Source organism: Prevotella sp. kh1p2, from assembly GCF_900111525.1.
GTDB lineage: Bacteria > Bacteroidota > Bacteroidia > Bacteroidales > Bacteroidaceae > Prevotella.
On record NZ_FOHY01000007.1, the window covers coordinates 59,831 to 83,777 of the forward strand.

The window sequence follows — 23,947 nt, forward strand, 5'->3', positions numbered from 1 at the left end:
TCATGTGGTCTTTTTTAGTGTGCGCATGATGCGCTATAATAAGTGAGACAATGCAAAGATACAAAATTTTGTGATAATGAAGATAATAGAGGTCTTGAAATTTAACAGGGAGCTGATAAAAAGGCTCAAAACAGCGGGAATTCGTCTGGAAGACGAGGAGTTTGTGGACTTATATACAGATTATACCACGCTGCTGGAACACGGTGAGAAAGTGTCGTATATCGTGGCCCGGCTGTCGGATAAGTATGCGGTGAGCGAGCGCAAGGTGTATATGCTTATCAAACGGTTTCAAAGCGACTGCAAGCCGCTTGCAGTGTGATTCGGTGTAAATGTTCTTCTGCCTCATCGAATATGGCGACCTTTGCCGTACCAAATAAGTGCGACAATGAGAAAACAATACCTTTCGGCACCGCTTCCATTCCAGGGACAGAAGCGGATGTTTGCCAAGGAGTACATCAAGGTGCTCCGGCAGTTCCCTGACGGTACGACTTTCGTGGACTTGTTCGGCGGCAGCGGGCTGCTGTCCCATATCGCCAAGTGCCAGAAGCCGAACTCCACCGTTGTATATAATGATTTTGACGGCTATCGTAAACGGCTGGAAGCCTTACCCCAGACGAATGCCCTGCTTGCTGAACTGCGTGCAATAGTGGACGTTCCGCGACACAAGGCCATCATGGGAGAGCAGCGTAAGCAGGTGCTGTCGTGTATCCGCAGGCATGAGCGGGAGCGCGGATATGTTGACTACATCACGCTGTCCTCATCCATTCTGTTTTCGATGAAGTATGCCACCGAGTATACAGACTTGGAGAAGGAGACCTTATATAACAACATCAAGGGAGTGGATTATCCACCTTGCGACGACTATCTTGATGGACTGACCATTACCTCCTGTGATTACAAGGAGGTGTTTGAGCGTTACAAGGACGTGCCGGGCGTGGTGTTCCTCGTCGATCCACCCTATCTGAGTACGGGCAGCAAGACCTACAGAATGTACTGGAAACTGTCCGATTACCTCGATGTGCTGACAGTCCTCTCCGGCCACCGCTTCATCTACTTCACCTCGAACAAGTCCTCTATCATAGAGTTGTGTGATTGGATGGGCAGACACCCAAACCTCGGCGACCCGTTCAGGAACTGCCACCGCAGGGAGTTCAACGCCCACATGAATTACAGTTCGTCCTATACGGACATCATGCTTTATACGGATGCCGCTTGAATAACATTCTAATACCGTTTGAACGATAAATACTATCAGATACTGGACAAAATTCTGGAACAAGGAAAGACCCAGACCAACAAGAAAGGCAACATCCGCTACTTGCTTAACGAGCAACTTTCATTGTCGCCGGCCGACCTGCTCGACATTTTCGAGAGCCACGGCATAGCCAGGAAGAAGTTGAGGAATGAACTACAACTCTTCATGAAGGGTGAGCGGCAGGTGGAGAGATACCGCGAGGCAGGTATCAACTGGTGGGACTATTGCGGTTCCGTGCTCGTCAATAGTTATCCGACTTACTTTGAGAAACTGCCGCCTTTGTTAGCGAGGATAAACCGCGAGAAGCGCAACTCGAAGAATTATGTGCTGTTCCTCGGTGAAACAGGAGCGGAAAGCAATCAGGCTCCGTGCCTCAGCCTGGTACAATTCCAAATTGATGACGGAGAACTTGTTCTGTCGGCCTACCAGCGCAGCAGTGATGCAAACCTTGGACTACCGGCCGATATATACCACCTTTATCTTATGGCGCGGCAGATAGACCTGCCACTGAAAAACATAACTCTGAATCTCGGAAACGTACACATATACGAGAATAATTTGGAGAGAACAAGGCTGCTGCTTGAAGGTGATGAGAGTGTGAAGTTTGACTTGAATGTCTGAAATAGAATGATAAGAAATAAGAAACGCCTCAGGAAAATCTGAGGCGTTTTTTTATTGGGAGGGGGGAACCTAAAAAAGAACATTTCGTTTTACGAGGCAGAACGCTTCGTTTTATTTTTTCGGAACGCTTCGTTTTGCGGATTATAGTTGATAACCACTTCGTACGTCACCACATTGTTCGTAGTGGTAGCTTCCTGGCGCACCTGGGTTACCGTTCCGGAGAATACATCGTCGGGATAAGCGTCTACGGTGAAGCTCACGCGCTCGCCCTTGGCCACGTTGCCGATGTCAGCCTCATCCACATCGGCCACTACCTGCATGTTGGTAAGGTCGCGGGCAATGGTGAACAGTTCCGGTGTACTGAAGCTGGCAGCCACCGTCTGGCCCTCTTCTACGCTCTTGGAGAGCACCACGCCGTCTATGGGCGAGGTGATGGTGGCATATCCAAGGTTAGTTTGAGCCCGCTGAACGCTCTCCTTTGCCGACGCTACTTGCTGCCGCGCCTGCTGGTAGGAGAGGCGAGCCTGCTCGTAGTCGTTGCCACTCACGAGCCCTTTTTTATACAATGTGGCGTAACGGTTGTAGTTGGCCTGCTGGTAGTTGAGGGCACTCTGCACGCTGGCCAGCTGTGCCTTGGCGGCATTGAGCTCGCTGGTGAGGTTGGTTTTGTCAAGCTCCGCTATCACCTGTCCTTTCCTTACCACGCTGTTATAGTCAACATACAGCTTGCTGACGATACCCGACACCTGCGTACCTACCGTGACCGAAGTTACCGGCTCGATGGTTCCCGTGGCGGTGATGCTGTTCTGTATGTCGGCCAGTGCCACTTTCTCGGTGACAAAGTTCACTTCCTCTTCCTTCTTGTTGCCGGAGAGAAGCCAGGCCACAGCGGCCACTATGGCCACCAGCCCTACTGTTATCCAAATCTTACTTACCTTTTTCATATTCGTCATTCAGTGCGTCACGCACCATTTTTTGTTAACTTACTGGGGCGCCGGAGCCACTCTCCATCACCCATCACCTTGATTGTTTGTAATTGAGAATGGATAATTGAGAATTGATAATTGTGATTAGCATGCTTCTAACACCCATCACCTAACACCCATCACCTAACACCCGAAAATCACCTGACCGTTCCGCTTTGATAGAACTTGAGCATGTCGATGTTGAGAATGGTCAGATACTTTGCTTGTAGCTCGGCCTGCTGTGCCTTGAGCAGAGCATCCTTGCCGTTCATCAGCTCGATGATGTTCTTCAGGTTCTGGCGGAACTGCTCGCTCAGCAGTTCATAGCTGGTCTCGGCACTCTGCGTGCTCACGCGGGCACTCTTGAACTGCGCCTGGTTGTTAACAGCTTGCAGCCAATAGTTCTCGATGGTGGAATAGAGAGCTGTCTGCTTGTCCTGCAAATCGAGCTGATAGCTCTGCTTCTGGAGCATAGCCTTGTTTACGGCCGTGCGCGTCTTGCGCTGGTCCAAGAGCGGTATGCTCACCGTGAAGCCTGCTCCCAAGGAGAAGTTATTCTTGAGTTGGGTGCCCCAGGCGTTGTCACTCATGGAGGTGGTGTTGGTGCTCACGCCTGCATTGAGTCCCACTGTAGGCTGCCATCCGGCCTTAGCCATCTTGATTTGCAGGTCACTGGTCTGCACGCCGAGCTGTGCATTGCGTATCTCGGGCCTGATGGCGAGAGCCGACTCGTACACTGCGCCAACGCCGGGAACGGCCTGCAGCGCCATTTCATCGGTCGTTGCAGGCACCACGACATCAAACTCCTCCTCGTCCGTAATCTGCAGCAGCTGCTTCAGTTGGCGCTTGTACTCCCGCAGATTGCTCTCTGCCTGCACCACGGCGTATTCGTCCTGAGCGCGCTGAGCCGTGAGTTGGGCCACGTCGGCCTTGCTCATGCTGCCCACCTTGAGGAACTCCTGGCCGCGTTCCTCGTTCTTCTTCGAGGTCTCCAGTGTCTGCCGGTTCACCTCCACTGCCTCCTTGGAGTAGAGTATCTGCACGAACAGCTGCGCTATCTGCTCCTGAATGGTGTTGGCAGTGGTAGCACTGTCGAGCGCGGCCTGCTGCTCTGCCAGCTTGTTCAGCTTCACCTGGTTGTGGTTCTGGTTACCGTCCCACACCGTCCAGTTGGCACTCACGCCGTAGGAACCGTTGTAGTACACCTTGTCTACCGTTGTTTGCACCTTGCTGCCGGCCACCATGTAGCTGCCCGTCTCGGGCCAAGGACTGTACGACACGTTGTGCGACGTCGATGCCGAGAGCGACGGCAGCAGCGCTGCCTGGCTCTGCTTCACGTCTTCTACGGCACTGAGCCGCTGCAATTGGGTTTTACGTAAGGTGATGTTGTTCCGAAGTGCGTAGTCGATACAATCCCTGAGCGACCACTGCTTGGCTTCCGCCGTTACCGGAGCCGCTGCCATGAGCAGGGCGAAAGCCGAAATAAAAATAGCTTTATTCATATAAGGAGTTATTATTTTTGCTACTTGCAGGTTTGACTGAATGAGCCAGCAAAAAGTTTATTCCAGCCACAGATTATTAACAAAAGTTTGCGCAAAGGCCGCGTCTGCATGCCACCACGGTGGCAGCACCATGCCATCGGCAGACCAACAAAAAACGGGGAACAGGCCTGAAGCCGTTCCCCGTACGTTCTGTATGTGGTTGCCGCGTGCTTACTTGAGCTTGTTGTAGCCGTAGCTGGCAGCGGTGCCGAGTTCTTCCTCGATGCGGATGAGCTGGTTGTACTTGGCCATACGGTCGGTACGGCTCATGGAACCGGTCTTAATCTGGCCCGAGTTGGTAGCCACGGCGATGTCGGCAATCGTGGTGTCCTCGGTCTCGCCGGAGCGGTGAGAGGTCACTGTGGTGTAGCCATGACGGTGAGCCATCTCGATGGCTTCCAGTGTCTCGGTGAGTGAACCAATCTGATTAACCTTGATGAGGATGGAGTTGGCGGCACCCATCTTGATACCTTTCTCCAGGAACTTTACGTTGGTAACGAACAGGTCGTCGCCTACGAGCTGGCAGCGGTCGCCGATGGTCTTGGTCAGTTCTACCCAGTTCTCCCAGTCGTTCTCGTCGAGACCGTCCTCGATAGAGTCGATAGGATACTTTGTAATGAGCTCCTCCAGATACTTAATCTGCTCGGCAGCGGTCAGCTTCTTGCCGTTGGGGTCCTTCGGCATGCCGTTCTTGAGCTGGCGGTAGTCGTAGAACCACTGTCCGTTCTCCTGCACAGCGAACTCTGAAGCTGCGCAGTCCATGGCAATCTTCACGTCCTTGCCCGGCTCGTAACCGGCATCCTTGATGGCCTGGATAATGCTGTCCAACGCATCCTCGATACCGTCGAACTTGGGAGCGAAGCCACCCTCATCGCCTACAGCCGTAGAGAGGCCGCGCTTCTTGAGGTTCTTGGCCAGGGCGTGGAACACCTCGGCGCCCATGCGCACTGCCTCTTTCTCGCAGCAAGCACCAACAGGACGAATCATGAACTCCTGGAACGCGATGGGCGCATCGCTGTGGGCACCGCCGTTGATGATGTTCATCATCGGCACGGGCAGCACGTACGTGTTGGCGCCGCCGATGTAGCGGTACAGCGGGATGTTGAGAGCCTGGGCAGCGGTGTGGGCAACGGCGAGGCTTACACCCAAGATGGCGTTGGCGCCCAGCTTGCTCTTGGTGGGCGTGCCGTCGAGTTCCAGCATCTTGTAGTCAATCTTGCGCTGCTCCAGTACGTTGCATCCCTTGAGTGCGGGAGCAATGACGTCGTTCACGTTGGCCACGGCCTTCTGCACGCCTTTGCCGCCGAAACGGTTCTTGTCGCCGTCACGCAGCTCCAGAGCCTCATTCTCTCCGGTCGATGCACCAGACGGTACGCTGGCGCGACCCATGACGCCGTTCTCCAGGGTTACTTCTACTTCCACTGTGGGATTGCCGCGAGAGTCGAGTATCTCGCGTGCATGAATCTTCTCAATCTTCATTTTGCATTTATTTATATGATACTACTAAATCTACTGCAAATTTACGCAAACTATGCCGAAAACTCATAGGGTGGGCACCACTATTTATAGGTATTTAACCTTAGAGCGTGTTTCCGGCCGCAGGAAGCATGGCAGCAAACAGCGTGCCAACTGCGCGGGAGCTACTTGAACACCGGCTTTGCCGACTGCCCCGAGGGCGAGCTGCCGGCCATGACGGGCCACCCGTCCTGCCAGTCTACGCGGTCCATCCACACCAGGCGCCCCATGTCGGGGTCGTCGCGGCGGTATCCGTGGTAGATAATCCAGTCCTGTCCGGCGTCGTCGGTCACGAATTCAGCATTGTGACCGGGGCCTGCCACCCTGTCGTTACCTTGCAGCAACAGGTCGCTCTCGCCGTCGAGCATGCGCTTGCCCGAGCGCGTCAGGTAAGGACCGAACAGGTTGGAGGAGCGCCCGCAGATGATGCGATAGTCGCTGTTGGCACCGTTGCAGCAGGCGCCAGCAGAGCCGAAGAGGTAGTAATACCCGTCCCGTTTGTGTATGTAGGTGGCTTCCATCTGGTTGCCCGCTATCTGCACGGGCTTGGCGCCGGGGTAGAGGGCGAGGCCGGAGGGCGTGAGTTCGACCCCATAGATGCCGTGGAAGCTGCCCCAGAAGAGGTACTTGTGGCCGCCGTCTTCGATGTAGAAGGGGTCTATACAGTTCTGGATGCCAATCTCCTTGCTGATGAAGAGCTTGCCCCTGTCCGTGAACGGGCCCGTTGGAGCTGCCGCCGTGGCCACTCCTATGCCGCAATCCCACTCTCCGCCCCACTCCGATTTGGAGTAGTAGAGCAGGTACTGGCCGTCGGCTCGATTGATGTCGGGTGCCCAGATGCCGCCACCGGGAACCATCTTGGGGCGCGTCTCGTCGGTAAAGGCGGTGCCCTGATAGGTCCAGTTCACCAGGTCATCCGAGCGATAGATGGGCACATTGTGCACATCCTCGGTGGCATAGAGGTAGAAGTGGCCGTCGGGAGCGCGCACGACGGTGGGGTCCGGCAGGCTGGTTTTGATAATGGGGTTGTTGAAGGTGAGCACGGCGGGAGGCTCGGGGCTCTCCGTCTGGGAGCCCGTAGCACAGGCCGAGAGCATCAGCACCGATGCAAGTGAGGTGAGAATGGTTTGTTTCATCTTTGTTCGTTTTTATGTTTCAAGGGCAAATATACAAAAAAACAGCCACATACTACCATCAAATGCCAAAAAGTTGGCAGCCCTCTCGCCAAAGCCCTGCTGCAGGGCGCCGGCGCTGCATGTGCCGTTCAAGCCTCCCAAAGCATACCTTCAAGGGCCTTGAAGGGCACCATCAAGAGGCTTGAAGCATAGTTCCGCGGAAAGGCCACGGGTGCAGCGCCCTTGCGCAACGGATGCCGGAGCCGCTCCGCACCGGTACGGCAGGCGCTCGGACGAGGGCAAAGAAAATCCCCTGCATCGGCTGTTTCATTCAGCCAATACAGGGGATTCTTCTGTCAGAAGCCTGCCGACGGTTCCCGCATCGGGCCCATCAAGGGCCCACCCGGATGCTGCCGGCAGGCAGCGGGGCTACATGTGAGCCTGCTTCCAGGCCTCGTCGTGTACCTCGTAGAGATGGAGCTCGCCCATGTTCCACCAGTTGCTGGAGCTTCCGTCGTTGGAGAACACGCGGTCGCGGCGCGATGCCGGAACGAAGCGCAGGAACTCGTAGTCCTTCGAAGCCGTTATGTACGACTTGGCGGTGGCACGCTGTCCGCGGCCGGCCGGCAGGTCGTAGTCTATTGTTCCAAGCAACTCCCATGCTGCATCGTTAGGAACACCCGACTGGCTGCCATATATCTTGACCGACTTAATGTCGCCATTGCCATTGCCGCCGTTACGTCCGTCGTAGTCGAAGTAGAAGGTGCGGGCAATTGTCCTGCCGAGGTTGAACTGCAGACGGTGAGGTTTGTTGTCGTCGCTGTTGGAACCCCACAAGCTGTGGAAGTAGGTGTTCACATTCTTGTCGACCAGAGCGGGTATGCCGCCACCATCATCCGTCTGGACCGCATTTGACGTTATCATGCCTGCCGTGAGGTTAAACTCAACCTTCTCCGACCAAGGCAGCGATACGCCTGTAATGGTCTTGGGCTCGTTGGTCTCAAGTCCGGTAAGGCCGTAGGTCTTAACAGTGAACTCGTAGTTGCCTGCGAACTGGTAGGTATTGTTGAAGACAACGGACAGCTGGTCCTTATTGGTAATGGTCTTGGTCTCGGTCGTGTTGAGCATGGCATTGTGGCAGGTTACCACAACCTTTGCGTAGTTTACCTTCTCGGGCTTCTGCCAGCTTACGGTAATGTTTCCGTTGCCGGCCGTTGTCTTGAGGTCTACCACGTTGAAAGGCGGAACGGGCACGAACTGCTTTTGCTTAACAGTGAGCACAAGCTGCTTTGAGGGGTCGTTCCTGCTGGTGAGCGTAATGGTACCGGTACGCGGGGTTTGAACCTCGTTGGGTGCCACTACGGCCGCAACTTCGCCGCCATATACGGTTGTGCCGGATGTTTCGAGCGTAAGCCAGGCCTGTGCATCGGCCGATACCTCGGCCGTGTAGCCGTTGCTCGGTATCTCCTCGGTAAAGTGAACAAGCAGCTTATCGCCGCCATCTTCTACCGTGTACTCGTCCTTGCCGTACAGAGGAACGACGGTGTAGCCTATCTTCTCCTGCACGATAACGAACTGGCAAGGCAGGTCGTAGTTAGAAGACGACTGCAGGATGACGGTGCAATAGCGCCTCTGGTTGGTTGTATTCTTGTCTACATCCAGCTTCAGGTTCGTGCGGTTGTTCTCGTCGGCCGTCAGTGTCTGCGGCGTGTAGTGTACCCAGTTACAGGTATCGGGTATCTGTACGTGGTCTACGTTCAGGTTTGTCAGCATGGGGACAATGCACTCGGTGGCACCACCGGAGATGTAGCCGAACATGCCCGTTTTTCTCTTGAAGAAGCCGCCCTCCTCCAGAATGTCGAGGTTGGCTTCCTTGCCCATCTGTATCACAAGGATGTCATACGCCTGATGGCCATAGGCAACGGTTACCACAGCCTGGCGTTTGGTATAGCCGTCGTAGGCTCCGGCAGTCACATTAACCTTGCCGTCGGTCTTGGAAACCTCGCACCAGTCGGCATTCGCCGTTGCCGTCCAATCGCTCACAGGCAGATTAGACTCTACCTCAATCTCGTGCTGGCCGCCCGCCAAGGGGAAAACTATCGTGGCCTGGCTGCTGTGCGGAACCTCAAGAACAGAGCGGGTAAAGTCGGTCTCGTAGTCGGGAGAGCAGGCCGTGAAGCCGGCCAAGGCTCCCACGCCCAGCACGATTGCCATGAATGATAATTTCATTTTCATACTTTCTTTGGTTTAAAGGAATGATAATATTAAAGCTGGTCGGCTCTCGGATTGTACTGATAGCGCAGTTTGGCCTGCACCTCCTTAAAGGGACCGGGGGCAAAGCTGCCGTCGCTCTGCTTCTCCTTGAGCAGGCGGTACTTGTAGCGCACCCTGAATTCCTTGTAATAGGTGGCGCTGCCGCCGCCCACTCCAACGATTTCGTTGAGCAAGAAGGTGTTGTCGTACTCGCCCAGCGGCGTCTGCATGACTACTTCCATTTCGTCTGCACGGTACGGACGGATAACGATGTCGCGGGCATTGGGGTTCTGCGGCTTCTTTTCTCCTACCTCGATGACGATGCTGCGCTGGTTGATGATGTCGAGAGCCTTGCTGTAATCATCGTACGTCTCATCGCCCGCCATGAAGCGAACGGCATTCTTGCCTATGGGGAAAGCCCGCAGCGTATGGGTAGGACGGCGTACCATGGCCGTTCCGCCGGGCGTTGTGGCAGGCGTAACCACCTGTGCGCTGTTGTACGAATAGTCCATAGGGTTAGCAGTGGAGCCGAACTCGTTTTGCCAGTGGATGCGCAACAGCACGTGGCACTTGTTGGGATTGCAGGCTGCACTGTGGGCACGGTCAATCTCATAGTCGAGCATGTAGGTGCTGTCGGGCGAGAGGCGGCTTAGGTTCTTCAGCTTAAAGGGGAACTTGACCTGCGACTCGCCGGCCTTTATACTCATGGTCAGGCTGGGCTCCTCGTAGCATTCCCGGGGCAGCAACCTGGCATAACGCGACTGCTCTATATCGAAGTTGGACTTGTTATAGGCATTGAAAAGCGAATCGGAACTGAGCAGAGCCACGGGATAATCCTGCGTAGAGGGCTGCGAACCGCTGAGTCCGGCCACCAGATAGATGATGGCACCATCCTCGCTGTCCTCGGCCAGCATGTCTACTACCTGCCTGTCGTACACGCCCTCGCTGTTTTGCAGGAGGTTGATTTCCTTGCGGTACTGCTCCTGTTCGAAGTCATAACTGTCGCACGCAGCCAAAACGGAGCAGGCGGCAATCAAATATAATGGCAATTTATAAATCTTCATAATCTGTTGTTCTATTGAGTGGTTTAGCGGTCCCAGCCCTTGTTTTGATCCATGTTGGGAACTTTCAGTAATTCACTGTGGCTCAGCGGGAGGAATACCATTTGCGGTTTGGCCACACGGTCGCGAATGTTCTGCTCGTTGATTTGCACCAAATTCCAGAATCCTCCGTTGCCGTTGGTGTTGTCGCGGTCGCGGTTAACGTCCAGACCACGCCAGTTGCTTGATCTTGCATCTTCTTCAAGGAAGGTTCCCCAGCGGCGGGTGTCGAAGTAGCGGTAGCCTTCGTTGAACAATTCTACTTGCCTTTCGTTCTTGATAACCTTGTCGAAGGCATCTCTATCGGCCAGCACGGCATCCTCTACTCCGGGCAATCCTACGCGGTACCTTATCTGGTTGAAGTAGCTGCGCATCAAATCCTCGTCGCGCCGGATGCTGACATCGACCAGATTTCCGGTAATGTCATAAGTCTGCACGGTAGTTGCAGCTGTAACATTGTTCATTGCCTCCACGAACTCCAGCAGCACCTCGGCGTAGCGGATGATGGCAAAGGGCTTGGCGATGACGGCCGAACCGTTGGCCTTGGAGTAGGAATCGTCGGGATGGATGTACTTAACAGGCACGTAACCCGTGATACAATAGTCGTTGGGGTTGTTGCCCGCACCGGCCTTACCGGCTTCGGCATCGTCGTTGGAATACCAGAACTGCTTGTTCACGTACTGCTTGTCGGCGCTGGCTGTGTTCATCTGCCAGTAACGACCGGGGAAGCCGATAGAGGCATAGAACCGTGCCGACCGATTGGCATACATTCTGGGCACGCCCTGCATGAGCACGTAATCGCCGAGATTCTCCGTGCGCGCAGTTGTATTCTCAAGGTTTCCGTCGTACAGCGGAGACTCTTGTACCGTCTTGCCGTCCTTCATCAGGAAGCAGTCTACAACGCGCTGCGGAACCGACATGCCGCCCCAGCCCTGATACTTCACGGGGAAGGAGTGCCTGGTATATCCTGTCACGCCGTTGGAACGCTCCACTCCCCAGATGATTTCCTTGTTTACCTTGGGGATGCCTTCGCCATTGAACATGTCGGCAAACGAGTGGAAGGGGTCTATGTTGCCTGCTCCGTTGGGGAAGTCGACCGTAGGCACGCTCTCATCCAGTGGATAGGGAGCCTCCTTAGACTTCGCTACGGTGTAGAGTGAATAGTAGTCCATGTCGATAACCTGCTTCACGGCAGCGGCTGCTACAGCCCAACGTGCCGGGTCGGGGGTCTGGTTTACATAGTCTTTTCCGTCGCTCTTGCGTTTCCAGTCGCCGAAACATCTGCGGGCGGCCGTTCCTCCATTGAAGAGCGGAGAGGCCTGGAAGAGGCGCAGGCGGGCTATCAGAGCCAGCGCAGCACCCTTGGTAGGACGCTCAAAGTAATTCATCGACTGCTGCTGCGGCATGGGGAGACCTTTCAGAGCTTCGGCAAATTCCTGGCAGATGTAATCAACGGACTCGTCGTAGGTGCGGCGTTCCAGGTTATAAAAATCCGCCGGCTTGTCCGTAGGCATCACTTCGTCGCCCACGTTGATGATAGGACCCCAGTTCATCAGCAGGTGGTAATAGGCATAACCACGCATGAAATGAACGTAGGACTTGTACAACCGGCGGTCGGAATCGGTCATGTCGCCCACGTTGTCCACATTGAGCAGCATCCTGTTGCACCGGTTGATAATCTTATACATGTCGTACCACAAGTACCAGTTGGGCACATTGTTCTCGTTGATACCTCCAACGGTGAGCCTTGCTCCCCAGAACTCGGCAGTTTGCCATTTAACGGTAATTTCGTCCGAAGCCGTTTCTCCTGGGTTCCAGGAGTTGCCCCAGATGTTTCCGGGGTCGGGGAATCCTTGCGGCGTGTTCCACAAGTAGCCCTCTGCATTTACCTGACTGTGGAAGATGGAGTCTTCCTTGAAGGTGGCTTCGAAGTAGTGATCCACATCCAGATAGTTGCATGAGGTAAGCATCGAGCTTGCTATCAAGCCGGTGCCAGCTATTAACATCAATATCTTTTTCATATAATATACAAGAATGTTAGAACTTGAAATAAAGTTGCAACGTATAAGTTGTCGGGATAGGATAAGCCGATCCGTTGTAAGAAGCCTGCTCAGGGTCGAAGTACTTCACCTTGTCTATGGTGAAGAGATTGTTGACCACGAACTCCACGTCAACCGAGGTGAGCCCTACGGTCGACAGCCAAGGCTTGTTGTGCAGCTTGTAACGGAAGCTGAGCTCCTGGAACCTGAGGAACGAGCCGTTGCGCTTCCAGAAGGTTGACAACTGTGCATTGTTGCTGTTGCTGCCATAAGAAAGGCGCGGGAACTCGGCATCCGGGTTCTCCGTTGCCGTGGTTCCGGAGTACCATGCGGGCGTCCAGCGGTTCTTCGGGTTGTTGGCCAGCTTGATGACATTGCCAAGCTCGCCATTGTAGAATGGTATCCAGCCGGCATCGTTGCCATTCAAGCCCGAGCGATAATAGTCTACACCGGCGGAGCCTTTGAACAGCAAAGCCACCGTGAGGTCCTTCCAGCTGAAGTCGGCACCGAAACCGTACATCACGCGCGGCAGCTGATTGCCGTACGACAGGGGCACTCGGTCGTCGCTGTTGATGACACCGTCGCCGTTGACGTCGCGGTACTTGATGTCGCCCGGACGCACCCGGCCAAAGCTCTGCGACTGGTCAGGGCTGGTGAGGATTTCATCCTTGCTCTTGAAAAGCCCTTCGGCAATGTAGCCACGGATGAGTCCCCACGGCCGGTTGGTAATACTCTGGTAGTCGTAAGGCAGCTTGTTCTCCTCAAAATAATCGACTATGTTCTGCGAGAAAGTATAGTTGGCACGCAAGGTAAAGCTGGCTTGCTTGTTCAGTTGCTGGAAGTAAGAGATGTTACCGTCCGAACCGTAGCTGTGCATGCGGCCTACATTCGATTTAGGATAAGTAACCATACCCACAAACTCGGGCAGCGTAACGCGGTCCTGGAAGATGTGGTCACGCTCGTCCCTGAAGAAATCGACCGTTAATGACAGCTTGTCATGGAAGAACTTGGCATCAATACCCAGGTTGGCCTTCTTGGCCACCTCCCATTTCAGGTTGTCGGCACCGGTCTGGGTCTCACGGATACCCTGCCCGGAATAGCCCCAGTACGTGGGTGCATGGTGGTTGATGATGGTAAGATACGGGAACCGGCCGCCGCCAATCTGGTCGTTACCGGCCAGTCCGTACGAGGCTCTGAACTTCAGGAAGCTAAGCCAAGGCAGATTCTTCTGCACCCATTTGTAAGCTGTTGGCACCCAGCCAACGGCGATTGAGGGGAAGAAGCCGAAGCGGTCGCCTTTCTTGAACTGCGCCGAGCCGGTGTAACCGAAGTTTGCATCTATAAAATAGGTATCGTTGAAACCATAAGACAGGCGGCCGGAGAGGTTCTGCCGGCGTGCGGGAATGGCGTTGATGCCCAGCGCATCGGTGCCCCAGTCGGAGCCCTTCTCGTCTTCCATGTAGTAGAACAGCAAGGCTCCCACGTTGTGCAGCCCGAAGGTGCGGTTGTAGTCGGCCTTGGCTTCCATATAGTATTTGCGCCACGAGGTGTTGCCAGATGAGTAGGTCATGTCTATCTGCCGCTGTCTGAGCGTCTTGATGAGCAAACCTTCCGACGTGCGACCCGATGCCCGGTACAAGTCCGGACTGACATAGCGCCGCTCGTTGAAGTCCGATCTGTGGTCAATCATTACTTGTGCCGACATGGTGAGGCCCTTCAGTACGCCTGCGAAGTCTTGTGTAACCTTCAAAGTCATCATGTTGCGGTTGATGTCTTCCGACCGGTAGCCCATGTAGTTGAGTGCAGCATAAGGCGAAACCAGGTCACTCTGTCCGTAGGTAGGCAGCGTGCCGTCGGCATACTCGATAGGGAACATGAGCGGGTTCAGCAGTCTCACGCTGTTCCACACCTGCTGCGTGGTCAGTCCACCGGGCGTTGTGTAGTTTGAAACGTAGCCGTCTACGCCGAAGTAGAGCCTGGTGCTCTTCGTGAGGTTCATGTCTATGTTGGCACGATAGGTGAGCCGGCGGTATGACAGCGGCTCATGAAAGATGTTCTGCTTCTGGTTGTAGGCTGCTCCTTCGTCCTGGTAGCCCAGCGAGAGGAAGTAGCGGGCCAAGTCGCCGCCACCTCGTGCACTCACATAATAGTTCTGCTGGAACGAGACTTTCTTCATTATCTCATGCGTCCAGTCCACATCAGGATAGAGTTCGGGGTCAAGGCGGTTCTTAATCAGGTCGAGCTGCAAGGGCGTATAAAGGTCATTTTCGCCCGAAACGGCACGGGCCTCGTTGGCCAGCAGTGCATAGTCGTAGGCACCCAGATACTCGGGCATACGCCTGATTTGCGAAACCTTCAAACTTGCTCGTCCCGTAATGTCAAGGCGCCCTTTGCTTCCGCGCTTTGTGGTAACGATAACCACACCGTTGGCACCACGCACTCCGTACACGGCTGTTGCCGAGGCATCTTTCAGAATGGAGAACGACTCCACGTCGTCCGGGTCTATGTCGTTGAGGTTTCCTTCCAAACCGTCAATCAGCACGAGTGCGTTGCCGCCGGCACCGAAGGTACTGATGCCGCGTATCCAGAAGTTCGAGAGGTTCTTTCCAGGCTCTCCTGACGAGAGCATGGTGATTACACCGGCCATTCGGCCGCCTATCATGTTGGTAAGCGAGGTGCCTGGCGTCTTGAGCTCCGATACGTCAATGGTGGAGATTGCACCTACCACCGACACTTTTTTCTGCGAGCTAAGACCCGTAATCACAACTTCGTCGACCGAAGAGACATCCTCCTTGAGCACGAACTTCGCGTCCTTGATGTTCTTGGTCACAAGTTGTTCGATGCTCTTCATACCCACGGCCTGGATTACTAATACCGAGTTTATGTCTACCTTGATGCTGAACTTGCCGTCAAGGTCTGAAACCACTCCCCTTCCGGGAATGTTTTTCACGTAGACTGTAGCGCCGGGATAGCCTTCGCCGCTCTCATCTACCACAACGCCCGATACCGTTACCTGCGTAGGAGTGTTGTCCTGACCGTAGACCATGCCCTGGCACAGCACCATCAGGAACATAAAAATGCTGAAAAATTGTTTCATGTGTATATTCTTCTCAAGGTTATTCAATGGACAGTTTGCGGATAACGCGGTTGCCGGTGTCGGCTACGTACACAATTGAGCCGTCCGCACTTACAGCCACACCGTAAGGATAACGGAACTTGGCAATGTCGGGGCCGCCGTCCTGATGTCCGTGTGAGCCGGGAATACCTACAACTGTTGTAACGGTGGCCTTGTCGGGAGGCAAGGTTGTGTCAATGGAGCGGATGCAGGAATTACCCGAGTCGGCTATGTAGAGCTTGCCGTCTTTGGTGAAACATATCTGGCGGGGATAGTAGAACTTGGCGTTCTTCAGCAGTCCGTCTTCCCATCCGCGGCCGGCACTAAGTCCTTCGTAGCATCCACGACCGGCATACGACTCGCCGTGGTAGTTGTCAATGTCCTTGCCTTCCAGCTGGTCGATGTCGACCGTCCAAATCTCGTTGTTATCCGACTGGCACACAAAGAGCTTGTTGGGTTCTATGGGGCTGAAGGCAAAGTAAGAGTCCGTTCCGCCATCCTGATACCCGTGAATGCCCACCTTCTTCAGCAGCACCTCGGTGCGGCGTGTGCGGGGGTCAATGCGCACCAGCTGTCCACCGTGCATCACGGTGTAAATCTGCTTGTCTACCTTGTTCACCACGAAGCTGAACTTCCAGTTATTCTTGTCTATTTCCGGGAACTTGTCGTTCTTCAAAGCCAGCAATGCGCGGGGCTGATAGTCTGTAGATTTGGAAAGCTGCATAAAGCCCATGCCCTCATCACTTGGCACATACACTGCCTCCATGCCCGGTTCGTCGGAGAAGGCAGGGGCGTTTGGCAGGTTAAACTGGTCTTCCGACAGCATCACAACCTCATCTTTTGTCAACGAAGCCCGCAGCACGTTCCCCTTTGAGTTTGAACCGTCAGATTTCTTACAGGTAATTGCCTGCGGACGCGCAGCTCCCAATCTTCTCTCTACTATAAAGATATTGTCCTCGTCGTCAAGGCAGATATAAAGAGGAGCCGACAGCGTTGTCGTACTAAGCGTGGCGGCCTTGGTAGGTTGCTCGGTGGTAGACACCTGCCCCACCACGGTTGTAACGGCCGTCTGGGTTTTGTAATAGAACGGCCTGTCGCACGTTCCAACTACGGGTTCGGTTTTCCCTTGCACCGTGCGTTCTACCTGCAGGCCTATCTTACGCATGTAAGTAAGCCCCGAGGGCACGTAGCAGTAAATCTTTTCTCCGTTGGTTGAAACCAGTCCGCCACGGTGGCGAACGTTGTTCTCGTCGATGAAGAACACTTTCAACCCCGTGGTATCGGTACCGAAGTTGGTTCCTGAAATAATCATGGGAGTGGCGATACCGCCCGAATCCGGATAGAAATCCGTAATCGAGATGGGGGCATTCGCGTTGAACGGAGCCCCGGCCGAGCCGGCAGTTTCCTTGTCCGAGCATGCCGTAAGGCCACAACCTAACAGTAGGGTTAGGTATAGCCACAGTTCACTTCTTCTCATTGGTTTCAGCTAAAATAGGTTAATAAAATTGTTCTTCCTTGGCTTTTCCGATTCTCTTTTCGCACGCTGAGGGTGCACCTGGCAAGGAGTATTGGCCTCTCCATGCCCATCATGTACGTTCATGGTTCTGTAGTCTCGGTACTAACTGAATGGGGAAAAATTAGTATTTATTTTCGATTTTTACTAAATACAGGCCTTTTATTTTTGTAATTTTTATATTTTTAACTGTTTTACAATTGCCGTCAACGCCCTTGCGGAGCTGCAGGAGCTGCCCGATACGGCTCCACCGGATCCGCACTCAGCCTGTAGGTACAAGATTTACAGCTCCCTGCAGACCTGCTGAAAACCTGAAAACGGAGCAACACACATTTTGTTTGCCGTTTCTGGACGTATCTCCCCATTTTTACGTATATTTGCAGAAAACTAAACCGACAATGCAAATGAAAAGACTACTCACCCTCATCGTGCTGGCACTGGCGGCCCTTCCGGCCCTCTGCCAGAACAACAAGCCGCTGCGCCTGGCCGTGGCGGGAGTTACGCACGACCATCTCTGGAACGTTGCCAACGCCATTGGCCGCGGCGACTTCGATGTAGTGGGCGTATGGGAGCCCAACGACGGCTACCGCCAGCAGAACATCCTGACGGGCAAGGTAAGCGAGAAGCTCTTCTACAAGGATCTGGACCGCATGCTCGACCGCACCCGTCCGGAGGCCGTGGTGGCCTATGGGCCCATAGCAGAGCACCTCCGCGTGGTTGAAGCCTGCGCCCCGCGCCACATCCACGTGATGGTGGAGAAGCCGCTGGCCACCACCTACGCCGACGCGCAGCGAATACAGCAGCTGGCCCGCCGCTACGGCATCATGGTGCTGACCAACTACGAAACGTCATGGTACGCCACCAACCACGAGGCCAAGAGCATGGTAGAGGCGGGCAAGATAGGCCGCGTTTTCCGCATCAACATGTACGACGGCCACGAAGGCCCCATAGAGATTAACTGCAGCAAGCGCTTCACCAACTGGCTCACCGACCCCGTGCAGAACGGCGGCGGGGCCGTTACCGACTTCGGATGCTACGGCATCAACCTGGCCACATGGCTCCTGGGAAACCAAAAACCCGTAAGTGTTACGGCCGTGCTGCGGCAGAACAAGCCCGACGTTTACCCCCGTGTAGACGACGATGCCACCATCCTGCTCAACTACCCACAGGCCACGGTCAGCGTGATGGGCTCCTGGTGCTGGCCCGCCGGCCGCAAGGACATGTACATCTACGGCCTCGAGGGCACCATCTACCAGCGCAACGGCACCGACATGGAGCTCTCCCTGCGCGGCCGGAAGCCTCAGGCACTGCAGGCGCCCGCCCTGCAACAGCCCCTCGACGACTCCTTCCGCTACCTGCGGGCAGCCGTGCGAGGCGAGATAAAGGTGCTGCCCACCGACCTTGCCTCTATCGAGAACAACCTCATCGTGGTGCAGATACTGGAGGCCGCCATCCGCAGCAGCCGCACCGGACAAACGGTTACGCTGGCTGATTAGTCTCCAGCCGCAGCGAAAAAAATACGCTGTTACGCTGTCTTTTATAATCAGCAACCACCTGGCAGGGAACATTCAGCTGCGGTTCCTCCCCTTAGAAAGGGGAGGTTAGGAGGGGATGATAACAGCAGGAAACGTTATTTTACGACCGCGCCCGCAAACTATTAGAAATCAACCCATTACAAGCGAGGAGATAAAAGGTGTCTTTCAAGCCTCTTGAAGATGCCTTTCAAGGGGCTTGAAGCTATCGTTCAAGGGGCTTGAGTCACAGCTCTTGCCTTACTGTTTGCAACCATCCGGCTTACAGATGCTTTCAGGCAAGCAAACAGAAACTTGTTTCAGCTTAGCCCGCAGGTAAGCCGCAGGCCCGCCGGCGCTGCGCTTACTTGTACTCTATTACGCCATCCTTGCCCACGGTTAGCTTGCGCTTGGGCGCAACGGGCTTGGGTGTGGCCGCCTTGCGGGGCTTGGCGACCTTTGTTTTCCTTACAGGACGCCTGGGCTGAACCTTGCGAACGGCATGGCTTGGAGCCGGCGCAGCGGATGCCACTTGTAACTGCTGATGATAGGGAACGAACTTTACATCCCAGTCATCGTAGCTGCCCCAGTTGGTTCGATGCTTCTCTTCAGGGTGCCGGTAGGCCATGTACTTGATGCCGTCATGCTGATAGAGGGTGTCTGTTATGGGGAATCCCTGCCTCATCATGCTCTTGCGGGTGAGCTTTCCGTGCTCATCGTACTCGTAGAGCATCCCGTCTTCGAGGCCGTTGTGGTAATGGCAGCGGAGCTTTACGACACGCTTTGTGGAATCGTTGATGAAAAAATGATGCTCCACATGCAACCCTTCGCGCTTGCCATGACAATACTCGGTGGTGGCGGTTAGCTGCCCGTAGATGTTGTACTCATAGAGTGTGCCCTCTTCGAGGCCGTGCTTGAAGTCGCATTCCTTTATTTTCTTGCCGTCCTGACCGTAAACAATCCAGTGCCCCTCGTACTCGCCGGTGTCCCGGTTCTTGAAGCCCGTCACGGCCAGTTGTCCGTTTTCGTATCGCTCCTCGTATTTCTTTTGGGCGCTGACGATGGCGGGCAGCAGGAGCAGGAGGATGATGAGGCGTCTCTTCATTTTGCTTTTATTTTGTATTCCGACACAAAGAGGTAGTGTTCCTGATAGGTACCGTTGCCCAGAGAGAGGCTGCTGGCGGCCGCCTCGTTGTCTTTCCGGCGGTAAGAAGTTTCCGTCTTGAGCCAAAAACGGTTGTCCGCACGGACCGCAAAGTCTGTTTCAACCTCTTTGTCGAGGGCCTTTGTCCAGAGAAGACGGCCGTCGGTGCTGCGCAGCTGGAACACGGTAGGGGCACCGGTGGCTATGGTGGCGTTGTAGGAAAGCAGCAGGTAGCGGCTGTCCTGGTACACAATCTTGGCGTTGAAGCCCGAGAACCAGTCGGTAATCGGTTTGGCGCTGGACAGCCTCTTGTCGCCATCCCACTGGTAGGCCATGTCATCAGAGAAGTATTGGGCATCCTGCGGGTCGCCGAGATGGAACTTGAAGCTAAGCTGAAAGATACGAATGCGGTTGTTCTTGCTTTGCAGTTTATAGTACGTACTGTCCCTTAGCTCGCCCTGCAGCTCGCCCGGCGGCAGCCGTTTGGCATAGTCAAAGGCCTCGGTGGTGTAGAGCCGGCCGGTTGCAGGAAAGTAGTTGTACTTCTCGGCCAAGTTATTAATAACCTCAAAGCCCTCTCCATAGTCTTCATCCAGGAACTCTGCCGACGAGAGTCCTGTGCTCATGGCCGGTTTCTTGGCAAACATCGTCTTGGAAACGTCCCTGACAGTCAACCCGTCAGGGTCTACCGCATAGATAAAACGCTTGGGAATGAGCATGAACCAGCTGCGTGCTTGATGGAAATAGCGCATCTTACTCTGAAAGAGAGAGAAGTCCGAAAGTTCTTCTATCTGGCTTTCAGAGAAGAGCAAGTGCTCTGCCAGCACCTCTCCTGTCTGCGCATCGCGGAACCCGTAGTAATGTCCGTCGGTGTATTTCGAGGCGTCGTCGCGGTAGTCGGGATGGTAGTTGCGCTCCACGAGGTAAAAGAAGCAGGCCTTGCCGGCATGTTTCATGGGCACAATGTATTCGTAGTGGTCGTACACCCCCACCGAGTCGGGCCCCGAGAAGGTGCTCTTGGGCGACGTCGAAAACAGCGACGCGCCTATGATAAAGACAAAAAGCACCAGCGGAAAGACGAACGCCGCCACGCCTACCTTAATCATATTACCCGGCTGCTGCCACCAAGGCTGCTGCTTGCCGAAGTCGAAACGGTGGTTTACATTGATGTTGATGTCATCGTCGTCGATATAGAATTCGGTGCCGCAACTGTCACATCTGAAGCGCTTCTCGTCGAGTTGGGTGTGTTTCTCGCTGCCACACTGCGGACATTTCACTGCTTTTATCTTTGTCGCCATGTGCTGTCTGCGGGTTAGGATTGCCTGGAATAGTGGATGGCCAGATAGGTAACGATGGCCTGTAAGGCCGTAAGCGCGACGACGGCAATGACCCACCAGTTGTCTGTCCACCTCTGGGGAGCGAAGAAGGCGCTGACAAATTCAAGCACGCCGAGCCCCAGGAAGCACATGCCGAGGCTGAGCCGGTGGGTGCTCTCGGCACCAAAGGCAAAGAGTGCGCACACCAGCAGGCAGTTAATGACAATGGCCAGGCTCGTAAAAAGCAGCGTTGTAAGCGCGTAAGCAGAGAGCAGCAGACCTGCAAGCAGATTGACAACGAACGCTGCCGAGGCAATGATGATTACTCTTTTCATAGTCTTGCGAGTATTTCTTCTTTCTTTTTATCGTATTCGTCTTGCGTGATGAGCTGCTCGTCGAGCATCGTCTTGAGCTGGCGCAGGCGCTGGGTGGCATCGGCAGAAGGTTCGGCCGGCGCATCTGCAGCTGCCTGCCCTCCGTTTGCCTCGGGCTGTTTGAAAATGTCCTTGGCCAGTTGCACGCCCGCTCCTAACTGCAGTCCGGCGCCTGCAAGGCCTCCTTCGTTGCGTGCGGCATCACGTAGGGCGCCCAGTTTCTGCACGTCCGTGTAGTCAAGTCCTACCTCGGCAGCGGCTTGCTGCTCAGCAGTCATGTCCGCAATCTTGCCAATCCGCTCCATGGTATCATCGTCGAAGGTCACTGAATCTACCCTGAAATCGGTCAGCTCCAGTCCAAGACGCGCCAACTCTTCTGCTGTACGGGTCTTCAAGTCGGTCGACAGCTCGAGCAAGTGGCTGTCCACCTCCTGATAAGGATAAGCCTTCTCGGCCAAGAAGGAGGTGAGCGGAGCCACGATACGCGACGAGACGAGCTCGCGGACGTCGCTGTCGCGGTAGTTGCTCACGGTGCCCAGCAGCGTGGTAAACATCTTGTCGGGTTCCGCTATCCTAACGGAAAAGTTGCCGCAGGCACCCAGTGCCACCGGCAGATGATAGACGGGTTCCATGTACTTAACAGGAGAAGCCGTGCCCCAGAGCACGTTCACCATCTCTGCAGTGCGGAAGAAGTAGAAGCGCATCTTGTGTTCACTCTCCAACTGCTGTGCAAGATTGAGCAGCGTTGTGATGAACGGATGGTTTGCTGTCTCCATCTCATAGGTTCCGGGCTCTGTAAGAGTGGCCCTCACACGGCCGTCGTAGACCACCAGACAGCCCTGTCCGGGAGCTACGATGAGTTTGCTGGCGTTCTTGATTTCGTCGGTCGAGGTCTCCATCAGGTGGAAGAGGACGCCCGGGTCCTGCTCTTTACACTCTACGACGGTACGTAACTGTCGCTTGAAAAAATTCTTCAAATCCATTGCCTTTTCTTTGAAAGTTCATGGAAGCATAGCTCCCTTTTTGCCAATCTATAGCCTTGCAAAGATAAGAAATAATATTGAAAAGGGCAGATAAAATTGTTAAATCAGCATGATTTAGGAATAAAACAAGTAAATTTGCAGCATCCGGCGGGTTGCGGACGGGCAGCCACCGGGCGCCGGGCAACCGACTGTAACCGGTGGTAAGGTGCACTTGCAGCCCAAGAGCCCATCACCTATATATAAATAAGGTAATGAAAAGAAAACAGCTCATCCTCCTCTCAGTCCTCGGTCTTGCCGCCGTAGGGCTCGTGTTCTATCTTCTCGTGGGCCGGAAAGCCAACAGCAGGCAGCCTGCAGCAGGCATGGCAGACTCCGCCAAGGTGGCAACACCCCGTGCGCATATTGACACGGCGGCCGATATACGCATCATCCGCGAGTATTACACGAAGGCTTACGGCAGCCCGACAAACAGTGTCGAGGAGCGCGATAAACTCGACGAAAGCCATCTCACGCCATTGATGGCAGAACGAAGCTTTGCCGACGAGAACGACGTTTACCCTTTCGTACGCTGCGAGGTGGTGCCGCTTGATTTCCTGAAGACCCTGCGCGTAGGGCATCTTCACGACAACTGGTACATGGTTTCATGGAAGAATGAGTCCGAACCGGGGCTGGAGAAGATACCGGTACGCATGGTGACCGACCGCAACGGCCACCGCAAGATAGGCTATGTAACGCCTGCAGGACTGGGAACGGCAGCCTCCGACACCATCTTTCATGCCAAGGTGGTGCCCATGCAGGCCCATCCAAAGAGCGCGCACGAGTTTGTCGAGGCCTTCTACCGGTCGTATTTCTCTACTTTTGTAACCATAGATGACCATGCACACGATGCCCGGCTGGAACTGATGCGCCACTGCGTGGAGCGGAAAGGTCTGGAGCATGCAAGCCGCGACTTGTCTTTGGGCACGATGCTGGTGAACAACATGCTGCAGAACCTTGACATTACTGCCTCCGGCAAGCCTCGTTACGCCGTGTACAGCATGCCGCAGGAGGGCTGGTTCTGTGTCCGCGGCACTTATCCCCACTTAGAAGTAGCCCACTATGTAAAGGTTGAGAAGCACGGCAGCCGTTACGTCATTGTGCGCTGCCAGAGCTATCCGCCGGCCGTGGTAACCGACAAAGACTTTTACATATACTTCTGGCCGGACAAGCAACCATCCTTTGGAGCCGGACAGAATGACATGGAGGCATTTCTCAACAAGTATTTGCAGTACCCCGAGCAGGCCCTGCAAGCGGGCAAGGGAGCCTCGGTCAACGTGGTCATGCTGACAGATAAAGACGGTTCGCTGCTTAGTACGGAGGCCGAGGGCGACCTCTCCGACCCGTTCGTTGCAGAGGCCCTGCAACTGCTGGACGTAATGCCTAAATGGCTGCCGGCCAGCAACGACATCGGCGAGTGCGTGCAGTCCTACGTCTATGGCACGCTGGTGTTCAGCGCAAAAGGCGGCAACGCGGCCGTTAAATTTATCCGCGAATATCCCAAACAACGATAACGACAACTCTTGCAAACACGCTTTCGACATGGCCGTG

The 23,947-nt window shown here is 54.7% G+C and carries 17 protein-coding genes and 1 pseudogene; 5 read left to right on the forward strand and 13 right to left on the reverse strand.

Translation table 11 applies throughout. The features are described from left to right. Positions 1-76: 76 nt before the first annotated feature. From BMW31_RS05625 to BMW31_RS05635, 3 genes are all read left to right on the forward strand, one after another. On the forward strand, positions 77-319 hold the full coding sequence (locus BMW31_RS05625) for a hypothetical protein (protein ID WP_028897523.1): 243 nt from the start codon (positions 77-79) through the stop codon (positions 317-319). A 66-nt stretch (positions 320-385) separates the two neighbouring features. Further along, complete coding sequence (locus BMW31_RS05630) at positions 386-1,216, forward strand: DNA adenine methylase (protein WP_091822282.1); 831 nt, start codon at positions 386-388, stop codon at positions 1,214-1,216. An 18-nt stretch (positions 1,217-1,234) separates the two neighbouring features. Next, positions 1,235-1,876, forward strand: a complete 642-nt coding sequence (locus BMW31_RS05635; protein WP_091822286.1) for a thymidylate synthase — start codon at positions 1,235-1,237, stop codon at positions 1,874-1,876. A 146-nt stretch (positions 1,877-2,022) separates the two neighbouring features. Here BMW31_RS05635 and BMW31_RS05640 read toward each other — a convergent pair. From BMW31_RS05640 to BMW31_RS05680, 9 genes and pseudogenes are all read right to left on the reverse strand, one after another. Beyond that, positions 2,023-2,820 (reverse strand): annotated as a pseudogene (locus tag BMW31_RS05640) (efflux RND transporter periplasmic adaptor subunit); the annotation flags it as partial. A 179-nt stretch (positions 2,821-2,999) separates the two neighbouring features. Continuing rightward, complete coding sequence (locus tag BMW31_RS05645; RefSeq protein WP_255404844.1) at positions 3,000-4,304, reverse strand: TolC family protein; 1,305 nt, start codon at positions 4,302-4,304, stop codon at positions 3,000-3,002. A gap of 249 nt (positions 4,305-4,553) precedes the next feature. After that, positions 4,554-5,861 (reverse strand): phosphopyruvate hydratase, encoded by a 1,308-nt coding sequence (gene eno / locus BMW31_RS05650; RefSeq protein ID WP_091822292.1) that lies wholly within the window; start codon positions 5,859-5,861, stop codon positions 4,554-4,556. Between the two features lie 161 nt (positions 5,862-6,022). Continuing rightward, a complete protein-coding gene (locus tag BMW31_RS05655) occupies positions 6,023-7,033 on the reverse strand; it encodes a family 43 glycosylhydrolase (RefSeq protein ID WP_091822295.1) in 1,011 nt (336 codons plus the stop codon). Between the two features lie 408 nt (positions 7,034-7,441). Beyond that, positions 7,442-9,247: a BACON domain-containing protein gene (locus BMW31_RS05660; protein WP_091822298.1), complete on the reverse strand. Its 1,806-nt coding sequence runs from the start codon at positions 9,245-9,247 to the stop codon at positions 7,442-7,444. Positions 9,248-9,276: 29 nt separating this feature from the next. Further along, entirely contained in the window at positions 9,277-10,329 is a 1,053-nt protein-coding gene (locus BMW31_RS05665; RefSeq protein WP_091822303.1) for a BT_3044 domain-containing protein, read from the reverse strand. Positions 10,330-10,352: 23 nt separating this feature from the next. Then, on the reverse strand, positions 10,353-12,386 hold the full coding sequence (locus BMW31_RS05670; protein ID WP_091822306.1) for a RagB/SusD family nutrient uptake outer membrane protein: 2,034 nt from the start codon (positions 12,384-12,386) through the stop codon (positions 10,353-10,355). A gap of 16 nt (positions 12,387-12,402) precedes the next feature. Next, the gene (locus BMW31_RS05675) at positions 12,403-15,501 is read right to left on the reverse strand and encodes a SusC/RagA family TonB-linked outer membrane protein (RefSeq protein ID WP_091822309.1); all 3,099 of its coding nucleotides are present in this window, start codon (positions 15,499-15,501) and stop codon (positions 12,403-12,405) included. A gap of 19 nt (positions 15,502-15,520) precedes the next feature. Further along, complete coding sequence (locus tag BMW31_RS05680) at positions 15,521-16,996, reverse strand: IPT/TIG domain-containing protein (protein WP_091822313.1); 1,476 nt, start codon at positions 16,994-16,996, stop codon at positions 15,521-15,523. A gap of 434 nt (positions 16,997-17,430) precedes the next feature. Here BMW31_RS05680 and BMW31_RS05685 point away from each other — a divergent pair, with 434 nt between their 5' ends. Then, positions 17,431-18,528: a Gfo/Idh/MocA family protein gene (locus BMW31_RS05685; RefSeq protein WP_091822316.1), complete on the forward strand. Its 1,098-nt coding sequence runs from the start codon at positions 17,431-17,433 to the stop codon at positions 18,526-18,528. Positions 18,529-18,907: 379 nt separating this feature from the next. Here BMW31_RS05685 and BMW31_RS05690 read toward each other — a convergent pair whose 3' ends face one another. Genes BMW31_RS05690 through BMW31_RS05705 form a run of 4 tightly spaced genes read right to left on the reverse strand, consistent with a single transcriptional unit; the run spans position 18,908 to position 22,360 of the window. After that, positions 18,908-19,648, reverse strand: coding sequence for a toxin-antitoxin system YwqK family antitoxin (locus BMW31_RS05690; RefSeq protein ID WP_091822319.1), 741 nt, complete (start codon positions 19,646-19,648; stop codon positions 18,908-18,910). Further along, on the reverse strand, positions 19,645-20,985 hold the full coding sequence (locus tag BMW31_RS05695) for a hypothetical protein (RefSeq protein WP_091822322.1): 1,341 nt from the start codon (positions 20,983-20,985) through the stop codon (positions 19,645-19,647). Before BMW31_RS05695 ends, BMW31_RS05690 begins: the two co-directional genes overlap by 4 nt. 14 nt (positions 20,986-20,999) lie before the next feature. After that, complete coding sequence (locus BMW31_RS05700) at positions 21,000-21,338, reverse strand: transporter (protein WP_091822325.1); 339 nt, start codon at positions 21,336-21,338, stop codon at positions 21,000-21,002. Next, positions 21,335-22,360 carry an SPFH domain-containing protein gene (locus BMW31_RS05705; RefSeq protein WP_091822329.1) on the reverse strand — a complete coding sequence of 342 codons (1,026 nt, stop codon included), beginning with the start codon at positions 22,358-22,360 and terminating at the stop codon, positions 21,335-21,337. The genes BMW31_RS05700 and BMW31_RS05705 overlap by 4 nt, the downstream gene beginning before the upstream one ends. Before the next feature lie 251 nt (positions 22,361-22,611). Between BMW31_RS05705 and BMW31_RS05710 the strand changes: the two genes are divergently transcribed. Next, positions 22,612-23,910 carry a hypothetical protein gene (locus tag BMW31_RS05710; RefSeq protein WP_091822333.1) on the forward strand — a complete coding sequence of 433 codons (1,299 nt, stop codon included), beginning with the start codon at positions 22,612-22,614 and terminating at the stop codon, positions 23,908-23,910. The last annotated feature ends 37 nt before the right edge of the window (positions 23,911-23,947 follow it).

Coding starts and splice junctions, on each gene's coding strand:
- BMW31_RS05625 (WP_028897523.1), top strand. CDS start 77: ATGAAGATAATAGAGGTCTTGAAATTTAACAGGGAGCTGATAAAAAGG.
- BMW31_RS05630 (WP_091822282.1), top strand. CDS start 386: ATGAGAAAACAATACCTTTCGGCACCGCTTCCATTCCAGGGACAGAAG.
- BMW31_RS05645 (WP_255404844.1), bottom strand. CDS start 4,304: ATGGCAGCGGCTCCGGTAACGGCGGAAGCCAAGCAGTGGTCGCTCAGG.
- eno (WP_091822292.1), bottom strand. CDS start 5,861: ATGAAGATTGAGAAGATTCATGCACGCGAGATACTCGACTCTCGCGGC.
- BMW31_RS05655 (WP_091822295.1), bottom strand. CDS start 7,033: ATGAAACAAACCATTCTCACCTCACTTGCATCGGTGCTGATGCTCTCG.
- BMW31_RS05660 (WP_091822298.1), bottom strand. CDS start 9,247: ATGAAAATGAAATTATCATTCATGGCAATCGTGCTGGGCGTGGGAGCC.
- BMW31_RS05665 (WP_091822303.1), bottom strand. CDS start 10,329: ATGAAGATTTATAAATTGCCATTATATTTGATTGCCGCCTGCTCCGTT.
- BMW31_RS05670 (WP_091822306.1), bottom strand. CDS start 12,386: ATGAAAAAGATATTGATGTTAATAGCTGGCACCGGCTTGATAGCAAGC.
- BMW31_RS05675 (WP_091822309.1), bottom strand. CDS start 15,501: ATGAAACAATTTTTCAGCATTTTTATGTTCCTGATGGTGCTGTGCCAG.
- BMW31_RS05680 (WP_091822313.1), bottom strand. CDS start 16,996: ATGAGAAGAAGTGAACTGTGGCTATACCTAACCCTACTGTTAGGTTGT.
- BMW31_RS05685 (WP_091822316.1), top strand. CDS start 17,431: ATGCAAATGAAAAGACTACTCACCCTCATCGTGCTGGCACTGGCGGCC.
- BMW31_RS05690 (WP_091822319.1), bottom strand. CDS start 19,648: ATGAAGAGACGCCTCATCATCCTCCTGCTCCTGCTGCCCGCCATCGTC.
- BMW31_RS05695 (WP_091822322.1), bottom strand. CDS start 20,985: ATGGCGACAAAGATAAAAGCAGTGAAATGTCCGCAGTGTGGCAGCGAG.
- BMW31_RS05700 (WP_091822325.1), bottom strand. CDS start 21,338: ATGAAAAGAGTAATCATCATTGCCTCGGCAGCGTTCGTTGTCAATCTG.
- BMW31_RS05705 (WP_091822329.1), bottom strand. CDS start 22,360: ATGGATTTGAAGAATTTTTTCAAGCGACAGTTACGTACCGTCGTAGAG.
- BMW31_RS05710 (WP_091822333.1), top strand. CDS start 22,612: ATGAAAAGAAAACAGCTCATCCTCCTCTCAGTCCTCGGTCTTGCCGCC.